Raw genomic sequence first — 19,571 nt, 5'->3', positions numbered from 1 at the left:
TTATGGCATTATCAAGAACTGATAGAAGACAGCGTCTTCGTTATAGAATCAGAAAGACAATTTCTGGTACTGCAACTACACCAAGGCTTGCTGTTTTTAGAAGCAATAAAGAAATATATGCTCAAGTAATCGACGATGTAAATGGGGTAACCTTGGCATCGGCTTCGTCTAGAGACAAAGAGATTGCAAAAGCTAAAGGTAATAAAGTTGAAATCGCTGCATTAGTAGGTAAGGCAGTTGCCGAAAAAGCAACAAAAGCTGGTGTTGAAAAAGTAGCATTCGATAGAGGTGGTTACTTGTATCACGGTAGAGTTAAATCATTAGCAGACGGTGCAAGAGAGGCCGGATTAAAATTCTAAGAATTATGTTTCAGAAATATAAAAGCGCAGAGACAGTAAAACCGGGCGGACTTGAATTAAAAGATCGTTTAGTTGGTGTACAACGTGTAACCAAAGTAACTAAGGGTGGTCGTGCATTCGGTTTCTCAGCAATTGTAGTGGTTGGTGATGAAAACGGGGTTGTAGGTCACGGTTTAGGTAAATCTAAAGAAGTTGCTGAAGCAATTGCAAAAGCAGTTGAAGATGCTAAGAAAAACCTAGTACGTATTCCTTTAGTAAAAGGTACACTACCTCACGAACAAAAAGGTAAATATGGTGGTGCACGTGTGTTTATTAAGCCGGCTTCTCCTGGTACAGGGGTAATCGCTGGAGGTGCCGTTCGTGCAGTATTAGAAGCTGTTGGGGTACATGATGTACTTTCGAAATCACAGGGGTCATCAAACCCTCATAATGTGGTAAAAGCAACTTTCGATGCTTTATTACAATTAAGAGATGCACGTACTATTGCTAAGCAACGCGGTATCTCAGTTGAAAAAGTATTTAACGCTTAAGACTAAGAATAGAAATGGCAAAGATCAAAGTAAAGCAAGTAAAAAGCGGAATCGGGCGTCCTCAGAATCAAAAAAGAACGCTAGAGGCTTTAGGTTTGCGTAAAATTGGCCAAGTAGTAGAGCATGAAAACACGCCTAATATTCTTGGTATGGTAAGAACAGTTAATCATCTAGTTTCTGTTGAAGAAACTAAATAATAAGAAATAGAGTTATGAGTTTAAATAACTTAAAACCAGCTGCTGGTTCGGTAAAAAACAGCGGAAAGCGAGTAGGTCGCGGTCAAGGTTCTGGTAAAGGTGGTACTGCTACACGTGGTCACAAAGGAGCTAAGTCGCGTTCTGGTTATTCTCGTAAGATCGGTTTTGAAGGTGGTCAAATGCCTTTACAACGTCGTGTTCCTAAGTTTGGTTTCACCAACATTAACAGAAAAGAATACACAGGTATTAACCTTGATCGTTTACAGGAAATGGTTGATGCAGGTCGTATTAAAGATGTTGTTAATATGGATGTTTTGGTTGAAAACCGTTTGGCATCTAAAAATGACTTAGTGAAGATTTTAGGTAGAGGTGAGTTAAAGGCATCTTTAAAAATAACCGTACATAAATTTACTGCTACAGCAAAAGCCGCTATCGAAAAGGCTGGTGGTGAAGCTGTAACATTGTAATTGATCATTTAGAATGAAGAAATTAGTAGAAACTATATCAAACATCTGGAAGATCGAAGAGCTACGTAATCGTATAATGATTACGTTAGGTCTTTTACTAGTGTATCGTTTTGGTACGCGAGTTGCACTTCCCGGTGTAGATAGCTCTCTTTTAGGGCAAGCTTTTAGTGATAATTTTGATGGTGGTATCGGCGGATTGTTAAACGCATTTACCGGTGGGGCCTTGTCAAACGTATCGGTATTCGCATTAGGTATTATGCCTTATATCTCTGCATCGATCGTGGTGCAGCTAATGGGTATTGCAATACCATATTTGCAAAAGCTTCAAAAAGAAGGAGAGAGCGGCCGTAAAAAAATCAATCAAATTACTCGTTGGTTAACCATCGGTATTTGTTTGGTACAAGCGCCATCATACCTATTAAGTCTTGGTACTTTAGGGGTTGATGAAAGTGCATTTATTATGGGTCGCGGTATTGATTGGTTAATTCCTTCAGTATTGATTCTGGTAACCGGTTGTGTATTTGCAATGTGGTTGGGTGAAAAAATTACTGATAAAGGTATTGGTAACGGTATTTCTATCTTGATTATGGTAGGTATCATTGCTACACTACCTCAATTCTTCGTTCAAGAAGTGGTTGCTAGACTTGGTGCAGGCAACGGTGGATGGATGCTAGTTTTAATTGAAGTTGTTGTATGGTTGATCATCATCTTATTAAGTGTACTATTAGTAATGGCAGTGCGCCAGATACCGGTTCAGTATGCACGTCGAACTGCCTCAGGTGGTTATGAGCGTAACATCATGGGGAGCCGCCAGTACATTCCTTTAAAGCTAAATGCATCTGGTGTAATGCCAATTATCTTTGCACAAGCGATTATGTTTGTTCCTGGATTAATAGGAAGTGCATCATTTTTAAAAGATTCTAATGTTGGTCAATGGTTACAAACCAACTTTGGTAATAATATGTTTGGGTTCTGGTACAATCTGGTATTTGCTTTATTGATTATTGTTTTTACATATTTCTATACTGCAATTACAGTACCTACAAACAAAATGGCTGATGATCTTAAACGTAGTGGTGGTTTTATTCCAGGTATTCGTCCAGGTACTGAAACTTCCGAATATTTAGATAAGATCATGTCTCAAATTACACTGCCGGGCTCGATATTTTTAGCAGCTATTGCTATTTTCCCTGCCTTTGCAGTGAATTTAATGGGTGTTCAGCCCAACTGGGGTCTATTTTATGGTGGTACCTCATTATTAATCATGGTTGGAGTTGCAATCGATACCATGCAGCAGGTGAATGCATATTTGCTTAACCGACACTATGACGGTTTAATGAAAACCGGAAAAAATAGAAAAGTAGTTGCATAATTATGGCTAAACAAGCAGCAATAGAACAAGACGGAACGATCATCGAAGCATTGTCTAACGCAATGTTTCGTGTCGAACTAGAAAATGGTCACGTAGTAACCGCGCACATTTCTGGTAAAATGCGTATGCATTACATTAAGTTGTTACCAGGTGATAAGGTAAAATTGGAAATGAGTCCGTATGACTTGACCAAAGCAAGAATTACTTATAGATACTAATAAGAGATATTACTTTATAAAATGAAAGTAAGAGCATCATTAAAAAAGAGAAGTCCCGAGTGCAAGATTGTGCGTCGTAAGGGCAGATTGTACGTAATTAATAAAAAGAATCCTAGATTTAAACAAAGACAAGGGTAAGTTATGGCTAGAATCGCTGGAGTAGATGTACCAAAGCAAAAAAGAGGGGTTATTGCATTAACCTACATCTTTGGTATCGGTAAAAGCAGAGCGCAAGAGATCTTGAAAACTGCTAAAGTTGATGAAGGTACTAAGGTATCTGATTGGACAGACGACGAAATTGGTCGTATTCGTGAAGCCGTAGGTGCTTACACCATTGAAGGTGAATTACGTTCAGAAGTTCAATTAAACATCAAACGTTTAATGGATATTGGTTGTTACCGTGGTATTCGTCACCGTTCAGGACTTCCTTTACGAGGACAACGTACTAAAAACAACTCACGTACAAGAAAAGGTAAGCGTAAAACAGTTGCTAACAAGAAAAAAGCAACGAAATAATTAGACAGCAGTCATTAGTATTTAGAAGTTAGATGAATCTGTTTGAAATAGCAATGTTTAGGATTCTAACAACTAAAAACTAACAGCTAGAAAATACAAAATATGGCAAAGTCAACATCAAAAAAACGTAAAGTAGTAATCGAGTCTGTAGGTCAGGCGTACGTTACCGCTTCATTTAATAACATTATTATATCACTTACCAATAAGAAAGGTGATGTAATTTCTTGGTCATCTGCCGGTAAAATGGGATTCCGTGGTTCTAAAAAGAACACACCATATGCTGCGCAGCTAGCTGCTGAAGATTGTGCAAAAGTAGCACACGAAGCGGGACTAAGAAAAGTAAAAGTATATGTAAAAGGTCCTGGTAACGGTCGTGAGTCTGCTATCAGAACTATACATAACAACGGTATTGAAGTAACTGAAATTATCGATGTTACTCCATTACCACACAATGGTTGTCGTCCACCAAAAAGACGTCGTGTATAATTAAGTATAAATTGAGTGGAATTCAGATTATCGAAGGACAGACCTTAATTCATAATCCCACTCTTATTAAATTTTAGAAATGGCAAGATATACTGGTCCTAAAACTAAAATCGCTCGTAAATTTGGCGAAGCGATCTTCGGAGACGATAAGTCGTTCGAAAAAAGAAATTACCCTCCTGGGCAGCACGGTAATAACCGTCGTCGTGGAAAAAAATCTGAGTATGCTATCCAGTTAATGGAAAAGCAGAAAGCAAAATACACTTACGGTATTTTAGAACGTCAATTCCGCAACTTGTTTGAAAAAGCAAAGCGTAGTAATGGTGTTACTGGTGAGGTATTATTGCAACTTTGTGAGCGTCGTTTAGACAATGTGGTATACCGAATGGGTTTATCAAAATCTAGACGTGGTGCTCGCCAATTAGTATCACACAGGCACATTACAGTAAATGGTAACTTGGTGAACATTCCATCATATACGTTAAAAGCAGGAGATGTCGTTGCTGTAAGAGAAAAATCAAAATCACTAACTGCAATTGAAGATGCGTTAGCATCAAACAGTAGTGTGTATGAATGGATTACTTGGAATTCAGAGAAGAAAGAAGGTACTTTTGTTACCATCCCAGAACGTCTTCAGATTCCAGAAAACATTAAAGAGCAACTAATCGTCGAATTGTATTCTAAATAATAATTTACCACAACTAAATTATGGCATTACTAAATTTTCAAAAGCCGGATAAGGTTATCATGATCGATTCATCAGAATTCGAAGGCAAATTCGAATTCCGTCCACTTGAACCTGGATATGGATTGACAGTTGGTAACGCTCTGCGAAGAGTGCTGTTATCATCACTTGAAGGATTTGCAATCACCTCAATCCGTATGGATAAGGTAGATCACGAATTTTCAACAATTGATGGCGTGGTAGAAGATGTAACAGAAATTATCCTTAACCTTAAGCAGGTACGTTTTAAGCGTCAAATAGAAGACGTTGATAACGAAGCAGTAGCAATCTCGGTTACAGGAAAAGAGCAATTAACAGCTGGAGATTTCCAGAAGTTTATCTCCGGTTTCCAAGTTCTAAATCCGGATTTGGTTATCTGTAATATGGAACCTTCTGTAAATATCAACATGGACATTACCATCGAGAAAGGTCGTGGTTATGTTCCTGCTGAAGAGAATAAAAAGTCAAGTGCGCCTATCGGTACTATAGCAATCGATTCTATTTACACTCCTATAAAGAATGTAAAGTACAGTATCGAGAACTATCGTGTTGAGCAAAAAACTGACTACGAAAAATTGGTTTTCGAAATCGTTTCTGACGGATCTATCCATCCTAAAGATGCATTAACCGAAGCTGCTAAAACACTTATTCACCACTTCATGTTGTTCTCTGATGAGCGAATTACATTAGAAGCTGATGAAATTGCACAAACTGAAACCTATGACGAAGAATCATTGCACATGCGTCAACTTCTTAAGACGAAGTTGATCGATATGGATCTTTCAGTAAGAGCATTAAACTGTTTAAAAGCTGCTGAGGTTGATACGTTAGGAGATCTTGTATCATTCAACAAAAACGATTTAATGAAATTTAGAAACTTTGGTAAAAAATCATTGACTGAGCTTGAAGAGCTAGTAAATGTGAAGGGCCTTAGCTTCGGAATGGATTTGACCAAATACAAATTAGATAAGGATTAATGTAGAGATGTTGGGGTTTAGAATCTAAAACCTAAAATCTTATATCTAGAGAAAGATGAGACACGGAAAGAAATTTAATCATTTAGGCCGCAAGACTGCTCACAGAAGAGCAATGTTGGCTAATATGGCTTGTTCTTTAATCGAGCACAAGCGTATAAATACTACTGTTGCTAAAGCGAAAGCACTTAAGCAATTTGTAGAGCCTTTGGTAACAAAATCAAAGGAAGATACCACTCACAATCGTCGTGTAGTATTTAGTTACTTAAGACAAAAAGAAGCGGTAAGCGAACTTTTTAGAGAAGTTGCTACCAAAGTGGGTGATAGACCAGGCGGATACACTCGTATCATCAAAATGGGAAATCGTTTAGGAGATAACGCAGATATGGCGATGATCGAGTTGGTAGATTTTAACGAAACCTACACAGCTGGAACACCTGCTAAGAAGAAATCGCGTCGTAGCCGATCTAAAAAGAAGGCTGATGCTCCTGCTGCTGCACCTGCGGTTGAAGAAACTGTAGAAGAAGTAAAAGCAGAAGTTGAAGAAACAGCAACTGAAGCGAAAGCAGAAGCAGTGGAAGAAACAACTGCAGATGAAGCTCCGGCTGAAGAGCCTAAAGCAGATGATAATGCTGAAGAAACAAAAGAGTAATGAACATTATTCGTTAATATCAAAAAGGATAAGCTTTTAAGTTTATCCTTTTTTTTATGTTTTTTTGTAAAGTAGTACGAAGTATTTAGTAGTTAGTATTGAGTACAAAGTACTACTTGGCGATATTAAAATTTAAAAATCATATACTAACTACTAAATACTTTGTACTAAATACTCAATACTCGAAAAGCATATGAAATACCAATCAAGAAAAAAAGCCCTTATTTTATTAGCAGACGGTACCATATTTTACGGCAAAGCCGTAGGAGTTGAAGGTAGCGCTTTTGGTGAAGTTTGTTTTAATACCGGAATGACTGGTTATCAAGAGATATTTACCGATCCTTCGTATTACGGTCAGTTAATGGTTACTACCAATGCACATATTGGTAATTATGGTGTTAAACAAGAGGAGTCTCAGTCTGATGGCTTAAAGATTGCGGGACTTATTTGTCGAAACTTTAGTTATCAATATTCTAGAGAACAGGCAGATGATTCGCTAGAAAATTTCTTGGCAAAAAGTAATTTGGTAGCCATTTCTGATGTCGATACTCGTGCCTTAGTTAGCCATATTCGTGATAATGGCGCAATGAATGGCGTTATTTCAACCGAAGTGTATAAGATTGATGAGTTGAAAAAACAACTGGCCGCAGTACCCAATATGGACGGGTTAGAACTGGCTTCTAAAGTATCAACCAAAGAACCATATTACTATGGCGATGAAAATGCTACATATAAAGTAGCAGCACTTGACATTGGTATTAAAAAGAATATTCTAAGAAATATTGCTAGTCGAGGGGCTTATGTTAAGGTATTTCCATATGATACAAAGTTTGGAGATATGGCGGCATGGAATCCGGACGGATATTTCTTATCTAACGGCCCGGGAGACCCTGAGCCTTTAGAAAATGCGATTAGTGTTGCCAAGCAAATCATTGAGAAAGATAAACCACTATTTGGAATCTGTTTGGGACATCAAGTGATTGCATTGGCCAATGGCGTTTCTACTTATAAAATGCACAATGGTCATCGCGGAATTAACCACCCGGTTAAAAATTTGGTCACTGGTAAAGGAGAAATCACCTCTCAAAATCACGGTTTTGCTGTAAATCGTGAAGAAGCAGAAGCAAATACAGAATTAGAGGTTACCCATATCCATTTGAATGACGATACCGTAGCAGGTATTAAAATGAAAAATAAAAACTGTTTTTCAGTACAATATCATCCAGAGGCAAGCCCGGGTCCTAATGATTCGTTGTATTTATTTGATCAGTTTATGCAAATGGTGAAGCAAAAAGAATTATAGTTTTTTTTCTTATTTTTGATAAAATAAAATAAATAATCATGAAGAAAAAAATCTGTTTTTTAATTTCAATTTTTCTATTTTTCGTAATTTCCTGTGATAAGGATGATAATACTGATCTAAATTCCAATCAATTATTGGAGACTGGCTCTTTGAAAATATCTAAATTAAGTCTAAATTCATCCTACAGCAAAAAGTTAGCTACTACAATTAACGATGTAGAAGAAAACAACCCAGGTTATCAATTTGTTGGTTTTAAGGGTTTCACTAAGAAAGAAGGTCATTTGGTTGATTATCTTGATTTATCCCATAGATCGGTTATAAGAGAAATATTTGAAACTTCTGGAGACCTTAACGGTTTTAAGAAGAGAAGCTATTTAGTTAAAACAACAAATATATTGACCAAAGAATATAGGTTGCATGTTTATCGTGAATTAACAAAAGATGACATTAGTATTGACGAAATAGTAAACCCTTTTTCAGGTAATACCTTGGCTTATAATTTGAAAGGAATAAAAGAGGGTAGTTATTTAGAATTAAGAGGGTTAAACACAAGTAGGACAATATGTTTTACGTCGTTTAATGCGTGCTATAATTTTCATACAGAGGGATTGTCCCCAGCAGATGAGGCTATAACTTCATTTTTGCCTTGGGGAGCAATTGCATATGGTCTATGTTCTATCCAAGAAGGTTCTGGCTATGTAAGGGGTAGTAATAATTATAGAGGAGACAGTAATTGTGATGCTATTTATAACAGCAGTGGAAATGATATAAAGAACCCCGGAAATGGGGCACAATAAGCATTATTTATAATTAATTCTTATGTATCAAAAAAATTTAAATAGAATAGCGAAAGCGAATTAATAGTGTTTTAAATATTAAACAGACCTACAGGATTTCCAAAATCTTGTAGGTCTTTTTGGTTTTGTTTATTTTGGAAGGAAATAAGAATGCTATTGCAAGTTAATCATTAACAATGGAACTAATTTCTAACCCCAAAGTTAAAACAGTATTCGATCAATATCCTAATCATGTTAGGATCAAAATGAATTATCTGAGAACTCTTGTTATAGAAGTTGCAGGTGAAATAGATGGCTTAAAATCACTTGAAGAAACATTAAAATGGGGTGAGCCAAGTTATATTACAAAGCACGGCAGTACATTACGTATGGATTGGAAAGAGAAAACCCCAGACCAATACGCCTTGTATTTTAGTTGCACTACTAAGTTGGTTCCAACTTTTAGAAAAATATATAAAGATGTCTTCAATTTTGAAGGAAACCGTGCAATCGTTTTTTGTCTTGATGAAAAAATTCCGGAAGATGAAGTGAAGCATTGTATTCAATTGGCACTTACATATCATAAAGTGAAAAAAGAACTCTTGCTGGGAGCATAGACGAGTATGGATTGATTATTCTTTAATCAATCCTCTAAAACGTTATCGCAACTTTTATGGCTAGTTTCACGCTTAAATAATCTTTCAAATTTAACGGTTTCGTATCTTTACAGCTCAAAATTAGTTAACCAATAAAAACTTTAAAATGAGTATCATTATTAATGTACATGCACGACAAATTCTTGATTCCAGAGGTAACCCAACAGTGGAGGTTGATGTGGTAACTGAAAACGGAGTATTAGGCCGCGCAGCTGTTCCTTCTGGTGCTTCAACCGGAGAACATGAAGCGGTTGAACTTCGTGATGGAGGAAATTCTTATATGGGAAAGGGTGTTCTAAATGCAGTTAAAAATGTGAATGAGATACTTGCGGAAGAGTTAGTTGGTTTTTCTGTGTTCGAACAAAACTTAATCGATCAAACAATGATCGAACTTGATGGTACTCCCAATAAATCTAAGTTAGGAGCAAATGCTATTTTGGGCGTTTCTTTGGCGACGGCCAAAGCGGCTGCAAACGAACTTGGTATGCCATTGTACAGATATGTGGGTGGTGTAAGCGCAAATACCCTTCCTGTGCCGATGATGAATATCATTAACGGAGGTTCTCATAGTGATGCGCCAATTGCATTTCAAGAATTTATGGTGATGCCTGTGAAAGCGAAAAGTTTTACCCATGCGATGCAAATGGGAACTGAAATTTTTCACAACTTGAAAAAAGTACTACACGACCGCAATTTAAGCACTGCGGTGGGTGATGAAGGTGGTTTTGCACCAACTCTTGACGGTACCGAAGACGCGCTAGATACTATTGCTACAGCAGTAGAAAAAGCAGGATATAAGTTTGGTGATGAAGTGATGATAGCATTGGATTGCGCTGCGGCGGAGTTTTATGTTGACGGGAAATATGATTACACCAAATTTGAAGGAGATAAAGGTGCTGTTAGAACTTCTGAAGAGCAGGCTGCTTACCTTGCAGATTTATGCGAAAAATATCCAATTATCTCTATCGAAGATGGAATGGATGAAAATGACTGGGATGGCTGGAAGGCATTGACTGATAAAGTAGGAGATAAGGTACAGTTAGTTGGTGACGATCTTTTTGTTACCAATGTTGAGCGTTTAGAGCGCGGTATCCAAAATGGTATTGCTAATTCTATTTTGATTAAAGTCAATCAAATAGGTTCGTTAACAGAAACTATTGCTGCGGTAAATATGGCGAAAAATGCGGGTTATACTTCTGTAATGTCGCATCGTTCAGGTGAAACTGAAGATAATACTATTGCTGATTTAGCGGTAGCACTAAATACGGGTCAAATTAAAACAGGTTCCGCTTCAAGATCCGATCGTATGGCCAAGTACAACCAACTACTCCGTATAGAAGAAGAATTGGGTAGTGTCGCTTATTTTCCTAAAGAGAAAGCGTTTAAAATAAACTAAAGAGTAATTTTATTTAAAAATTAAGAACAATTCTCTTCATTTTTAATGGGAGACGGTTTATAAGAAAAGTCGAAATTATATTTCGGCTTTTCTTATAAAGAGCAGCGTCTTTTTAGCGGATGAATTCGCATCAGATTTGTGCCGTTTCATGCCTTTGAAATTTTCATAAAAGTTTAAGGTTTAACAATCTTTTGCGACTTTATAAATCGCAAAGGTTTTCGTAATTTCGTATTCCTTTTAAAAACACACACTTTATATGTCAAATACTGCTACTTTAGAAATAGGTGGAAATAAATATGAATTCCCGATTATAGAGGGAAGCGAAGGTGAAAAAGCAATCGATATCAAAGCTCTAAGAGGGGCAACAGGAGGTGTCATTACTCTAGATCCGGGATATAAAAACACGGGGTCTTGCGAAAGTGGGATTACCTTTCTAGATGGTGAAAAAGGCATTTTACGATATAGAGGATATTCCATTGAAGAGTTAGCAGAAAAAGCTGATTTTTTAGAGGTGGTATATTTATTGATCTTTGGAGAGCTTCCAAATAGAGAAAAGCTAGATAAGTTTCATGCGGATATCAAAGAAAAAGCCATTGTAGATGAAGAGGTTAAAAAAATATTAGATGGTTTTCCTAAATCAGCCCATCCAATGGGGGTATTGTCTTCATTAACAAGTGCGCTGACTGCTTTCAATCCGTCTTCCGTAAATGTAGATTCAGAGGAAGATCTTTATCGCTCGATCGTTAAAATTTTAGGTAAGTTTCCTGTTTTGGTCGCCTGGACAATGCGCAAACAACAAGGCTTACCGCTAGACTATGGTGATAATTCTTTGGGATATGTTGAGAACATTCTTAAAATGATGTTCCGCAAACCGAATCAGGAGTATGTAATGAATCCTATCCTGGTCAATGCGCTAGACAAGTTGTTAATTTTACATGCGGATCATGAGCAAAACTGTTCTACATCAACTGTGAGAATTGTTGGTTCTTCGCATGCAGGATTATTTGCATCTTTATCTGCAGGAATTTCCGCTTTGTGGGGCCCACTTCATGGTGGTGCTAATCAAGCAGTTCTTGAGATGTTAGAAGCAATAAAAGAAGATGGTGGAGATACAAAAAAATACATGGCGAAAGCAAAAGATAAGTCAGACCCTTTTAGACTGATGGGCTTTGGACATAGGGTATACAAAAACTTTGATCCCAGAGCGAAAATTATCAAAAAAGCTGCTGATGAAGTTCTAGGTGATCTCGGTGTCGAAGATCCGATTTTAGATATCGCCAAAGGGTTGGAGCAAGAGGCACTGAACGATGAATATTTTGTGCAGCGCAAGCTATACCCAAATGTTGATTTTTACTCGGGTATCATTTATCGAGCAATGGGTATACCAACAGAAATGTTTACAGTAATGTTCGCGTTAGGTAGATTACCTGGTTGGATCGCACAATGGAGAGAAATGCGTCAACGTAAAGAGCCAATTGGCAGACCACGACAAGTATATATTGGTGAAAACCACCGTGAGTTTGTTGAACTGGATAAACGATAATTTTCATTTAGATAAATACAGCGATATCGGATCCGGTATCGCTTTTCTTTTTTAAATATAATACTGATGTTACAACTTCATGTAAATGATGAAACCTCTAGGTTAAGGGCGGTGGTGCTAGGTACTGCAAAAAGTAATGGGCCTACACCAAAACTAGAAGACGCTTACGACCCAAAATCTGCACAGCACATAAAGCAGGGAACATATCCGAAGGAAGAAGATATGATGAAAGAAATGGAAGCTGTTGCTGAGGTTTTTAGGAAGTATGATGTTACCGTTTATCGTCCTGAGATTATTGAAGATTATAATCAGATCTTCGCCCGAGATATAGCCTTTGTCATAGAAGATAAATTCATAAAATCCAATATTCTACCAGATCGCGAACGTGAAATTCACGCCATTGATTATCTAATCGATCAAATAGATCCTGACAAGGTGGTCACCCTTCCTGAAGAGGCACATGTGGAGGGAGGAGATGTAATGCCTTATCATGACTACATTTTTGTAGGTACGTACACAGGAGAAGATTATCCCGATTATATAACGGCTAGAACAAACATTCAAGCTGTAAAAGCGCTACAAGATATTTTTCCGAATAAAAAGGTCAAGGCATTTGAGTTGCGTAAATCAAATACAGATGCTAAAAATAATGCCCTGCATCTAGACTGTTGTTTTCAACCTGTAGGAAAGGACATGGCAATTATTCATAAAAACGGATTTTTGGTAGAAGAAGAATATAAGTGGTTGGTCGATTTTTTTGGTGAAGACAAGCTCTTTGAAATCACTAAAGATGAGATGTATCACATGAATAGTAATATCTTCTCAATTGCTCCGGATGTGGTTGTTTCTGAAAAAAACTTTATAAGGTTAAATACGTGGTTACGCAGCAAAGGAATTACTGTTGAAGAAGTACCATATGCTGAAATTTCAAAGCAAGAAGGATTATTACGTTGTTCTACAATGCCACTTATCAGAGATAAATCCTAATCAAAAGAATTTGCGATATAAGTACATTAAAAGACTGACGACAGCACTAGCAATGATCATAGAGGTAATAGGAATAAAAATTCGCTTTCTTTCGTCTTGAATGTTGATGTCACCCGGTAGCTTGCCAAACCAGCTAAACAAATTAGGTGCGTATATCAATATCACCCCAATAAGGACTATGAAAATACCAATAGTGATTAATACTCTTCCCATAATAATAGTTAGCTTTTAATTTAAGTAATTAGCTTCAATAGTGTAGTATTCTTGCAAAGAAAAATATATACTTTTGCCGCCAAAATAGAAAGGTAATGAAACAGGTAACAAATACAATACTAATGGTGAGGCCGGTTGCATTCAGGATGAATGAGCAGACGGCAGTTAACAACTATTACCAGAAAGTTTTAGAAGGAATTGATCCTAAAATGGTTAATGCTAGAGCCCAGCAGGAGTTTGATGATTTTGTAATAAAACTTCGGTCAAAAGGTATTAAGGTCATAGTGGTTAATGATATTTTGAATCCGGATACTCCAGACTCAATTTTCCCAAATAATTGGATTTCATTCCACAAGTCCGGTGAAGTTGCTTTGTATCCTATGTTTGCTGAAAATCGTAGAAAAGAACGTCGCGAAGATGTGTTACTTGAGGTTGAAAAGGCAGGTTTTAGAATCGATAGTATCGTAGATTACACGAGTGCTGAAGAAGAGTCGGTTTTTTTAGAAGGTACTGGAAGCATTCTTTTAGACAGGGTGAACAGAAAAGCTTATTGTGCACTATCACCAAGAGCAGATGAAAACTTGTTAGTCGAATTTTGTGAAGATTTTGAATACACACCAGTTGTTTTCACCGCCTATCAAACTGTAAATGAAAAACGTTTGCCTATTTATCATACCAATGTCATGATGTGTTTGGCTGAGAGTTTTTCAGTTATTTGTCTAGATAGCATTGACGATAAAAAAGAGCGGAAAAATGTACTCAAACATTTAAAGGATGATGGTAAAGAAGTGATTGCAATTTCTGAAAACCAAGTAAATCACTTTGCGGGAAATATGATTCAAGTCGTTGGTACTGATGGTAAAAGATATATTGTAATGAGTGAAGCTGCTCATAAAAGTCTAACAGATAGCCAGATACGTACCCTTCAAAAACACTGCGAAATTCTGTCAAGTCCGTTAGATACTATTGAAGCATGTGGGGGAGGTAGTGCACGTTGCATGATGGCAGAGGTTTTTCTTCCGGAAAAATAGTGCTATATTACCACCATGCTTTCTAAGAAAACTAAATACGGACTTAAAGCACTAACTTACATTGCTAAAAAGGGAGGTAATAGTCCAGTGTTGATTTCTGAAATTGCTGAAAAAGAAAATATCTCTAGAAAGTTTTTAGAAACCATTTTACTACTGTTAAAAAATACGGGTTTCTTAGCATCTAAAATGGGAAAAGGTGGGGGCTACTACCTTATCAAAGACCCTAAAGAGGTTACCTTAGCTTCACTTATTAGAATTTTAGAAGGACCCATAGCAATGTTACCTTGTGTGAGTTTAAATTTTTATGAAAAATGCGCCGATTGCCTTGATGAGGAGTCATGTTCTCTACACAAATTAATGATTGAGGTTAGGGATAATACGCTAAAGGTGTTAGAAAACAAATCGCTCCATGATTTAACATTTGAATAAAAAAATTTAACTTATAAATCTACTTATCCGATAGATTAATAGTATATTTGACTCTTCAATTTAATACCATGCTTTAATGATTCTCGATATTTTTAGACCTGATCAATCAAAACATTCGACTGATAGTCAGAAAGTATCATTACTAAAAACAATTTCATGGCGAATTATCGGTACTCTTGATACCATGATTATCTCTTATATATTAACAGGAGACTTGAAAATTGCATTTGGTATAGGCGGCATTGAGGTAGTGTCTAAAATGATATTGTATTATTTCCATGAGCGTGTTTGGAATCGCTTAAAAAAGAATTAGCAAAGAAGATGAATATTGAAACTTTAAATAGTAGTGTCCAAGATAAGTCGGTTGCAGAAGTAATCGCTTATGCCTTGTCCTTAGGTAAAAAACCAGTTGTCACCACTAATTTTCGACCATATGAGGTGGCGATTTTGCACGCTGTTACTCAAGTTATTCCAGAAATTGATGTTATTTGGTGCGATACAGGTTATAATACTCTTGAAACCTACAAACATGCTGAGTACTTAATTGACAGATTACATTTAAATATCGATTTATATGTGCCCAAACAGACTACCGCGCATCGGGATAGTGTTATGGGTATCCCTGAGGTCGATTCTCCGTTACATAAAACGTTTACTAATCAAGTTAAGTTAGAGCCCTTTAAGAGGGCAATGGCCATACACCAACCAGATATTTGGTTTACTAACCTACGTAAGGGACAAACGGCACTTAGAGATTCGTTAGAGGTGTTTTCAAAAGGAAGTGATGGGGTTTTAAAAGTGAGTCCTTTTTATCATTGGACCGACGATCAGTTAGACTCATATTTAAATGAACATGATTTGCCCAACGAGTTTACCTATTACGACCCAACCAAAGTGTTGGAAAATCGAGAATGTGGTTTACACATAGACACGGTTCCAAAATAGATATTATGGATAGTTATAACAAGCACTTACAAACGCTAGAAGACGAGAGTATATACATACTTAGAGAGGTGGCAGCACAGTTTCAAAAACCGGTATTGCTTTTCTCAGGAGGTAAAGATTCTATTACCATGGCACATCTGGCAAAAAAAGCATTTTATCCAGCTAAAATTCCATTTACCTTTTTACATGTCGATACCGGACATAATTTTCCTGAAACAATTGAGTTTAGGGATCAGTTTGTTTCTAAACTTGGTGTTGATCTGGTGGTACGTTATGTACAAGATGCGATCGATCAGAATAAGGTAAAAGAAGAAAGTGGAAAATATGCGAGCAGGAATTCGCTACAAACGGTAACCTTACTGGATGCGATAGAAGAATTTGGTTTTGATGCTTGCTTAGGAGGAGCGCGTCGGGACGAGGAAAAGTCGAGGGCAAAAGAACGCATTTTTTCAGTACGTGATGATTTCGGGCAGTGGGACGCCAAGAAGCAACGCCCTGAATTGTTTCAAATATTAAATGGTAAGATCGAGTTTGGTGAAAACGTAAGAGCGTTCCCTATTAGTAACTGGACTGAAGAAGATATATGGACCTATATTCTTCAAGAAAACCTTGAGCTACCAAGTATATACTTTTCACATAAAAGAACACTGGTAAAACGTGATGGTGCTTATTTAGCTCATTCCGAGTACCTTAATATCGTGGAGTCCGATGAGATCGTTGAAGATATTGTTCGGTTTAGAACTGTTGGCGATATGACCTGCACAGCCGCTTTACCTTCAACTGCAAATACAGTTAAATTGGTTTTAGCCGAGAATAAAGCATCAAAGCATTCAGAACGTGGCGCCCGTATTGATGATCAACGAAGTGAGTCGGCATTAGAACAACGAAAAAAAGACGGTTATTTTTAACGATTTACAACACGTCAGGCTTAGTAAAGTAGAAGCCTTTTACAATAAAATATAATGGATTTATTAAGAATAAGTACCGCAGGAAGTGTAGACGATGGAAAAAGTACCTTAATTGGAAGGCTTTTATATGATACGAATGCACTTACAAAGGAGCAAGAAGCTTTGATTGAGAAAAAGACTGCTGAAAAAGGACTATCAGATTTTGACTTTTCGGTAATTACAGATGGCTTAATAGCAGAACGAGAGCAGGGTATTACTATAGATGTGGCACACATCTACTTTTCAACCAATAGCCGTAAGTTCATTATTGCAGATAGCCCGGGTCATTTAGAATATACAAGAAACATGGTAACCGGTGCTTCAAATGCTGAAGTGTCGATTATTTTAATCGACGCCCGAAAAGGACTGTTGGAGCAAAGTTATCGTCACTTTTTCATTAGTCAATTATTGCGTTTGCATACGGTGGTCTTCTGTATCAATAAAATGGATTTGGTCGACTATGACGAGGATATTTTTCTTAAAATAGCTGCTGATGTTCAGCGAATGACTAATTCATTTGAACATAGTAATCCCAATATTCAAATAATTCCTATTAGCTCGCTAAAAGGTGATAATGTTGTGAATTCATCAAATAATACACCATGGTATCATGGCAATACTTTAAATGAAGTATTACATGAAATCCAAACTGAAAAAGAGAGTATAACTACCTTTAGAATGGATGTGCAGAACGTGTTTCATGTACAAAATCAAGAGTTCACTGATTATCGCGGGTATTCGGGCCGTATAGCAAGCGGCACCGTCAAACTGGGGGATGAACTGACCGTATATCCTTCTGGAAAAACGGCTAGGGTAACAGAAATCAGGAAAGACATTAAAACATTAGAAGAAGCTAGAGCAGGGCAATCGGTTAGTGTAAGTCTTAATACGGAAATTGACGTTAGTAGAGGTGATTTATTAACGAAAACGAATGAAAAACAGCCAATTATTGATAAGAATATCCATGCAAAGCTGGTATGGTTAGATGAACAGGAAGCAAGTGTTAGAGGTAAATTTTTGTTACAGGCAGGAAGCAAGACTGTTCAAGTACGTTTGGACGAGATAAAATCCATTATTCCTCCTGAAAATCCAACTAATTTAGTTGAAGCTTCTAGCTTAAAATTAAATGATATTGCAAATACACGTTTAAAATTGGCAAGATCTATTTTTCTCGATTCCTATTCGGATATTAAACAAAATGGTGCATTTATTTTGATAAATCCGCAAACAAATAATACCTGCGCTGTTGGTTTTGTAGAGTAGCTTGATCACCACTTAAACAGCGATACGATCACTTTCATCTTAAAATGAGCTTGGAAAGGCTCATTTTCTTTGGTAGCAATTGTAGAAGTTTTAATTTTCACAAAATTTAACTGCAAGCAATGCTGTTCAATTCGCTTGACTTTATTTTCTTCTTTCCAATAGCGGTAATCATTTACTATGTGCTGTCTCATAAACACCGATGGGCATGGTTACTAGGATGCAGTTATTATTTTTATATGCAATGGGATATCACATTGGTATTACTTCTCATTACATCTACATTAATTGATTACTTCTGTGGGATGAAAATGTATAAATCCACTAATCAATCAATTAGAAAAACTTACATAACAATTAGTGTTGTCGCTAACCTTGGGATGCTTTTCTTTTTTAAGTACCTAGGATTTTTCTCAGAATCTATTAGTGATGTTATGGCCTACTTTGGTTCTACGGTAGAACTTGATGGTGAGGGACTTGGTTTTAGCTATGGTAACATTTTGCTACCTGTAGGAATTAGCTTTTATACTTTTCAAACTTTAAGTTATAGTATCGATGTATTCAGGGGAAAGATCGAACCGGAGCGTCATTTGGGTAAGTATGCTTTATATGTTGCATTTTTTCCCCAGCTTGTGGCAGGCCCTATTGAAAGAGCTTCAAGATTACTTCCTCAATTTTATAAGAAAATTGAACTTGATATTCCGGAAATTCGTAAAGGAATTATCTTAATGAGTTGGGGTTTCTTTTTAAAAATGGTCGTTGCCGATAGATTAGGTGTTTATGTAGACCACGTGCATGGTGATCCAAGTGCGACTCCTGGCTTGCCTTTAATTATTGGAATGTATCTTTTCGGTTTCCAGATATACTATGATTTTTCTGCTTATTCAATTATAGCGGTAGGTGCAGCCAAAGTATTGGGTTTTGATTTGATGAACAATTTTAATCGACCTTTTTATTCAGCTAATAGCACCCAGTTTTGGCAACGATGGCATCGTTCACTAATGCAATGGTTAAGAGATTACTTGTATAAGCCCTTAACACGGAATCTAAAGCTATCGATTTCTGTATCGCTTTTACTTGTTTTTTTTATTAATGGTCTCTGGCACGGTGCTAACTGGACCTTTGTTGTATGGGGATTGCTTTGCGCAATCTTCTTAATACTTGAACGAGCTACTTTGTCTTTTAGAAACAAGCTAGTTGATGCTTTGCCGTTTAATGTTTCACACAAAATGAGAAATATTTTATGGGGCGCTGTCACTATTAGCTTTCTATGTTTTTCTCTAATATTATTTAGATCTTCCTCCATCGAAAATGCATTTAGGTACATATACCACATGTTTCATATTAATGCATTTTACTTTAATATTCTGAATGATCTTTTTGAAATTGTACTGATCATAATTTGCATTCTATTCGTCCAGATTGTGCATTTTTATAAAGGAAACGATAAGATATACGAGCTTTTTTCTTCAAATAATATAGCGGTACGTTGGAGCCTATATGTGCTTTTTATAAGTATCATGGTGTTATTCGCATTTAATAGGCAAAACAGTTTCATTTATTTTCAGTTTTAAAGATGAAAATGTCAAGGTT

Annotated in this window: 26 protein-coding genes; 25 read left to right on the top strand and 1 reads right to left on the bottom strand. The window is 36.7% G+C overall.

The window, feature by feature from the left end; all coding sequences use genetic code 11:
- Positions 1–2: 2 nt before the first annotated feature.
- From rplR to ABN763_RS09525, 18 genes are all read left to right on the top strand, one after another.
- A complete protein-coding gene (gene rplR, locus ABN763_RS09610; RefSeq protein ID WP_410485246.1) occupies positions 3–359 on the top strand; it encodes a 50S ribosomal protein L18 in 357 nt (118 codons plus the stop codon).
- 5 nt (positions 360–364) lie between these two features.
- Complete coding sequence (gene rpsE / locus ABN763_RS09605) at positions 365–889, top strand: 30S ribosomal protein S5 (RefSeq protein WP_410485245.1); 525 nt, start codon at positions 365–367, stop codon at positions 887–889.
- A gap of 14 nt (positions 890–903) precedes the next feature.
- Complete coding sequence (rpmD, locus tag ABN763_RS09600; protein WP_410485244.1) at positions 904–1,086, top strand: 50S ribosomal protein L30; 183 nt, start codon at positions 904–906, stop codon at positions 1,084–1,086.
- A 14-nt stretch (positions 1,087–1,100) separates the two neighbouring features.
- Complete coding sequence (rplO, locus tag ABN763_RS09595; protein WP_410485243.1) at positions 1,101–1,553, top strand: 50S ribosomal protein L15; 453 nt, start codon at positions 1,101–1,103, stop codon at positions 1,551–1,553.
- A gap of 13 nt (positions 1,554–1,566) precedes the next feature.
- Positions 1,567–2,925, top strand: coding sequence for a preprotein translocase subunit SecY (gene secY, locus ABN763_RS09590; protein WP_410485242.1), 1,359 nt, complete (start codon positions 1,567–1,569; stop codon positions 2,923–2,925).
- 2 nt (positions 2,926–2,927) lie between these two features.
- Complete coding sequence (infA, locus tag ABN763_RS09585) at positions 2,928–3,143, top strand: translation initiation factor IF-1 (RefSeq protein WP_011710675.1); 216 nt, start codon at positions 2,928–2,930, stop codon at positions 3,141–3,143.
- Between the two features lie 21 nt (positions 3,144–3,164).
- Positions 3,165–3,281, top strand: a complete 117-nt coding sequence (gene ykgO, locus ABN763_RS09580; RefSeq protein WP_074978891.1) for a type B 50S ribosomal protein L36 — start codon at positions 3,165–3,167, stop codon at positions 3,279–3,281.
- 3 nt (positions 3,282–3,284) lie between these two features.
- A complete protein-coding gene (gene rpsM, locus ABN763_RS09575) occupies positions 3,285–3,659 on the top strand; it encodes a 30S ribosomal protein S13 (RefSeq protein ID WP_410485241.1) in 375 nt (124 codons plus the stop codon).
- Positions 3,660–3,761: 102 nt separating this feature from the next.
- Positions 3,762–4,145 (top strand): 30S ribosomal protein S11, encoded by a 384-nt coding sequence (rpsK, locus tag ABN763_RS09570; protein WP_410485240.1) that lies wholly within the window; start codon positions 3,762–3,764, stop codon positions 4,143–4,145.
- Between the two features lie 79 nt (positions 4,146–4,224).
- Positions 4,225–4,830, top strand: a complete 606-nt coding sequence (gene rpsD, locus ABN763_RS09565) for a 30S ribosomal protein S4 (RefSeq protein ID WP_410485239.1) — start codon at positions 4,225–4,227, stop codon at positions 4,828–4,830.
- 20 nt (positions 4,831–4,850) lie between these two features.
- The gene (locus ABN763_RS09560) at positions 4,851–5,843 is read left to right on the top strand and encodes a DNA-directed RNA polymerase subunit alpha (RefSeq protein ID WP_410485238.1); all 993 of its coding nucleotides are present in this window, start codon (positions 4,851–4,853) and stop codon (positions 5,841–5,843) included.
- 55 nt (positions 5,844–5,898) lie between these two features.
- Entirely contained in the window at positions 5,899–6,492 is a 594-nt protein-coding gene (rplQ, locus tag ABN763_RS09555; RefSeq protein WP_410485237.1) for a 50S ribosomal protein L17, read from the top strand.
- A 193-nt stretch (positions 6,493–6,685) separates the two neighbouring features.
- Positions 6,686–7,795 (top strand): glutamine-hydrolyzing carbamoyl-phosphate synthase small subunit, encoded by a 1,110-nt coding sequence (carA, locus tag ABN763_RS09550; RefSeq protein ID WP_410485236.1) that lies wholly within the window; start codon positions 6,686–6,688, stop codon positions 7,793–7,795.
- 38 nt (positions 7,796–7,833) lie between these two features.
- Positions 7,834–8,592 (top strand): hypothetical protein, encoded by a 759-nt coding sequence (locus tag ABN763_RS09545; protein WP_410485235.1) that lies wholly within the window; start codon positions 7,834–7,836, stop codon positions 8,590–8,592.
- 176 nt (positions 8,593–8,768) lie between these two features.
- Complete coding sequence (locus ABN763_RS09540; RefSeq protein ID WP_410485234.1) at positions 8,769–9,188, top strand: DUF1801 domain-containing protein; 420 nt, start codon at positions 8,769–8,771, stop codon at positions 9,186–9,188.
- Between the two features lie 145 nt (positions 9,189–9,333).
- A complete protein-coding gene (gene eno / locus ABN763_RS09535) occupies positions 9,334–10,623 on the top strand; it encodes a phosphopyruvate hydratase (protein WP_410485233.1) in 1,290 nt (429 codons plus the stop codon).
- Between the two features lie 256 nt (positions 10,624–10,879).
- Positions 10,880–12,166 (top strand): citrate synthase, encoded by a 1,287-nt coding sequence (locus ABN763_RS09530; protein ID WP_410485232.1) that lies wholly within the window; start codon positions 10,880–10,882, stop codon positions 12,164–12,166.
- 66 nt (positions 12,167–12,232) lie between these two features.
- Positions 12,233–13,153, top strand: a complete 921-nt coding sequence (locus ABN763_RS09525; RefSeq protein ID WP_410485231.1) for a dimethylarginine dimethylaminohydrolase family protein — start codon at positions 12,233–12,235, stop codon at positions 13,151–13,153.
- Here the strand turns inward: ABN763_RS09525 and ABN763_RS09520 are convergent, their stop codons facing one another.
- Positions 13,154–13,366 (bottom strand): DUF2905 domain-containing protein, encoded by a 213-nt coding sequence (locus ABN763_RS09520; protein ID WP_410485230.1) that lies wholly within the window; start codon positions 13,364–13,366, stop codon positions 13,154–13,156.
- Positions 13,367–13,461: 95 nt separating this feature from the next.
- Here ABN763_RS09520 and ctlX point away from each other — a divergent pair, with 95 nt between their 5' ends.
- The 7 genes from ctlX to ABN763_RS09485 all read left to right on the top strand — a co-directional run bounded on the left by ctlX (position 13,462) and on the right by ABN763_RS09485 (position 19,552).
- Entirely contained in the window at positions 13,462–14,397 is a 936-nt protein-coding gene (gene ctlX / locus ABN763_RS09515) for a citrulline utilization hydrolase CtlX (RefSeq protein ID WP_410485229.1), read from the top strand.
- Positions 14,398–14,412: 15 nt separating this feature from the next.
- On the top strand, positions 14,413–14,826 hold the full coding sequence (locus tag ABN763_RS09510) for an RrF2 family transcriptional regulator (RefSeq protein WP_410485228.1): 414 nt from the start codon (positions 14,413–14,415) through the stop codon (positions 14,824–14,826).
- Between the two features lie 76 nt (positions 14,827–14,902).
- Positions 14,903–15,139 (top strand): DUF2061 domain-containing protein, encoded by a 237-nt coding sequence (locus ABN763_RS09505; protein ID WP_410485227.1) that lies wholly within the window; start codon positions 14,903–14,905, stop codon positions 15,137–15,139.
- Between the two features lie 8 nt (positions 15,140–15,147).
- A complete protein-coding gene (locus tag ABN763_RS09500) occupies positions 15,148–15,771 on the top strand; it encodes a phosphoadenosine phosphosulfate reductase family protein (RefSeq protein WP_410485226.1) in 624 nt (207 codons plus the stop codon).
- Positions 15,772–15,776: 5 nt separating this feature from the next.
- A complete protein-coding gene (gene cysD / locus ABN763_RS09495) occupies positions 15,777–16,679 on the top strand; it encodes a sulfate adenylyltransferase subunit CysD (RefSeq protein ID WP_410485225.1) in 903 nt (300 codons plus the stop codon).
- A 54-nt stretch (positions 16,680–16,733) separates the two neighbouring features.
- Positions 16,734–17,981 (top strand): sulfate adenylyltransferase subunit 1, encoded by a 1,248-nt coding sequence (locus ABN763_RS09490; protein WP_410485224.1) that lies wholly within the window; start codon positions 16,734–16,736, stop codon positions 17,979–17,981.
- 119 nt (positions 17,982–18,100) lie between these two features.
- Positions 18,101–19,552: an MBOAT family O-acyltransferase gene (locus ABN763_RS09485; protein WP_410485223.1), complete on the top strand. Its 1,452-nt coding sequence runs from the start codon at positions 18,101–18,103 to the stop codon at positions 19,550–19,552.
- Positions 19,553–19,571 lie beyond the last annotated feature (19 nt).

It is taken from the genome of Spongiivirga sp. MCCC 1A20706, from assembly GCF_046524175.1.
Lineage (GTDB): Bacteria > Bacteroidota > Bacteroidia > Flavobacteriales > Flavobacteriaceae > Spongiivirga.
Note: the sequence above shows the minus strand (reverse complement) of the source record. Positions and strands in the feature narration are given on the sequence as shown.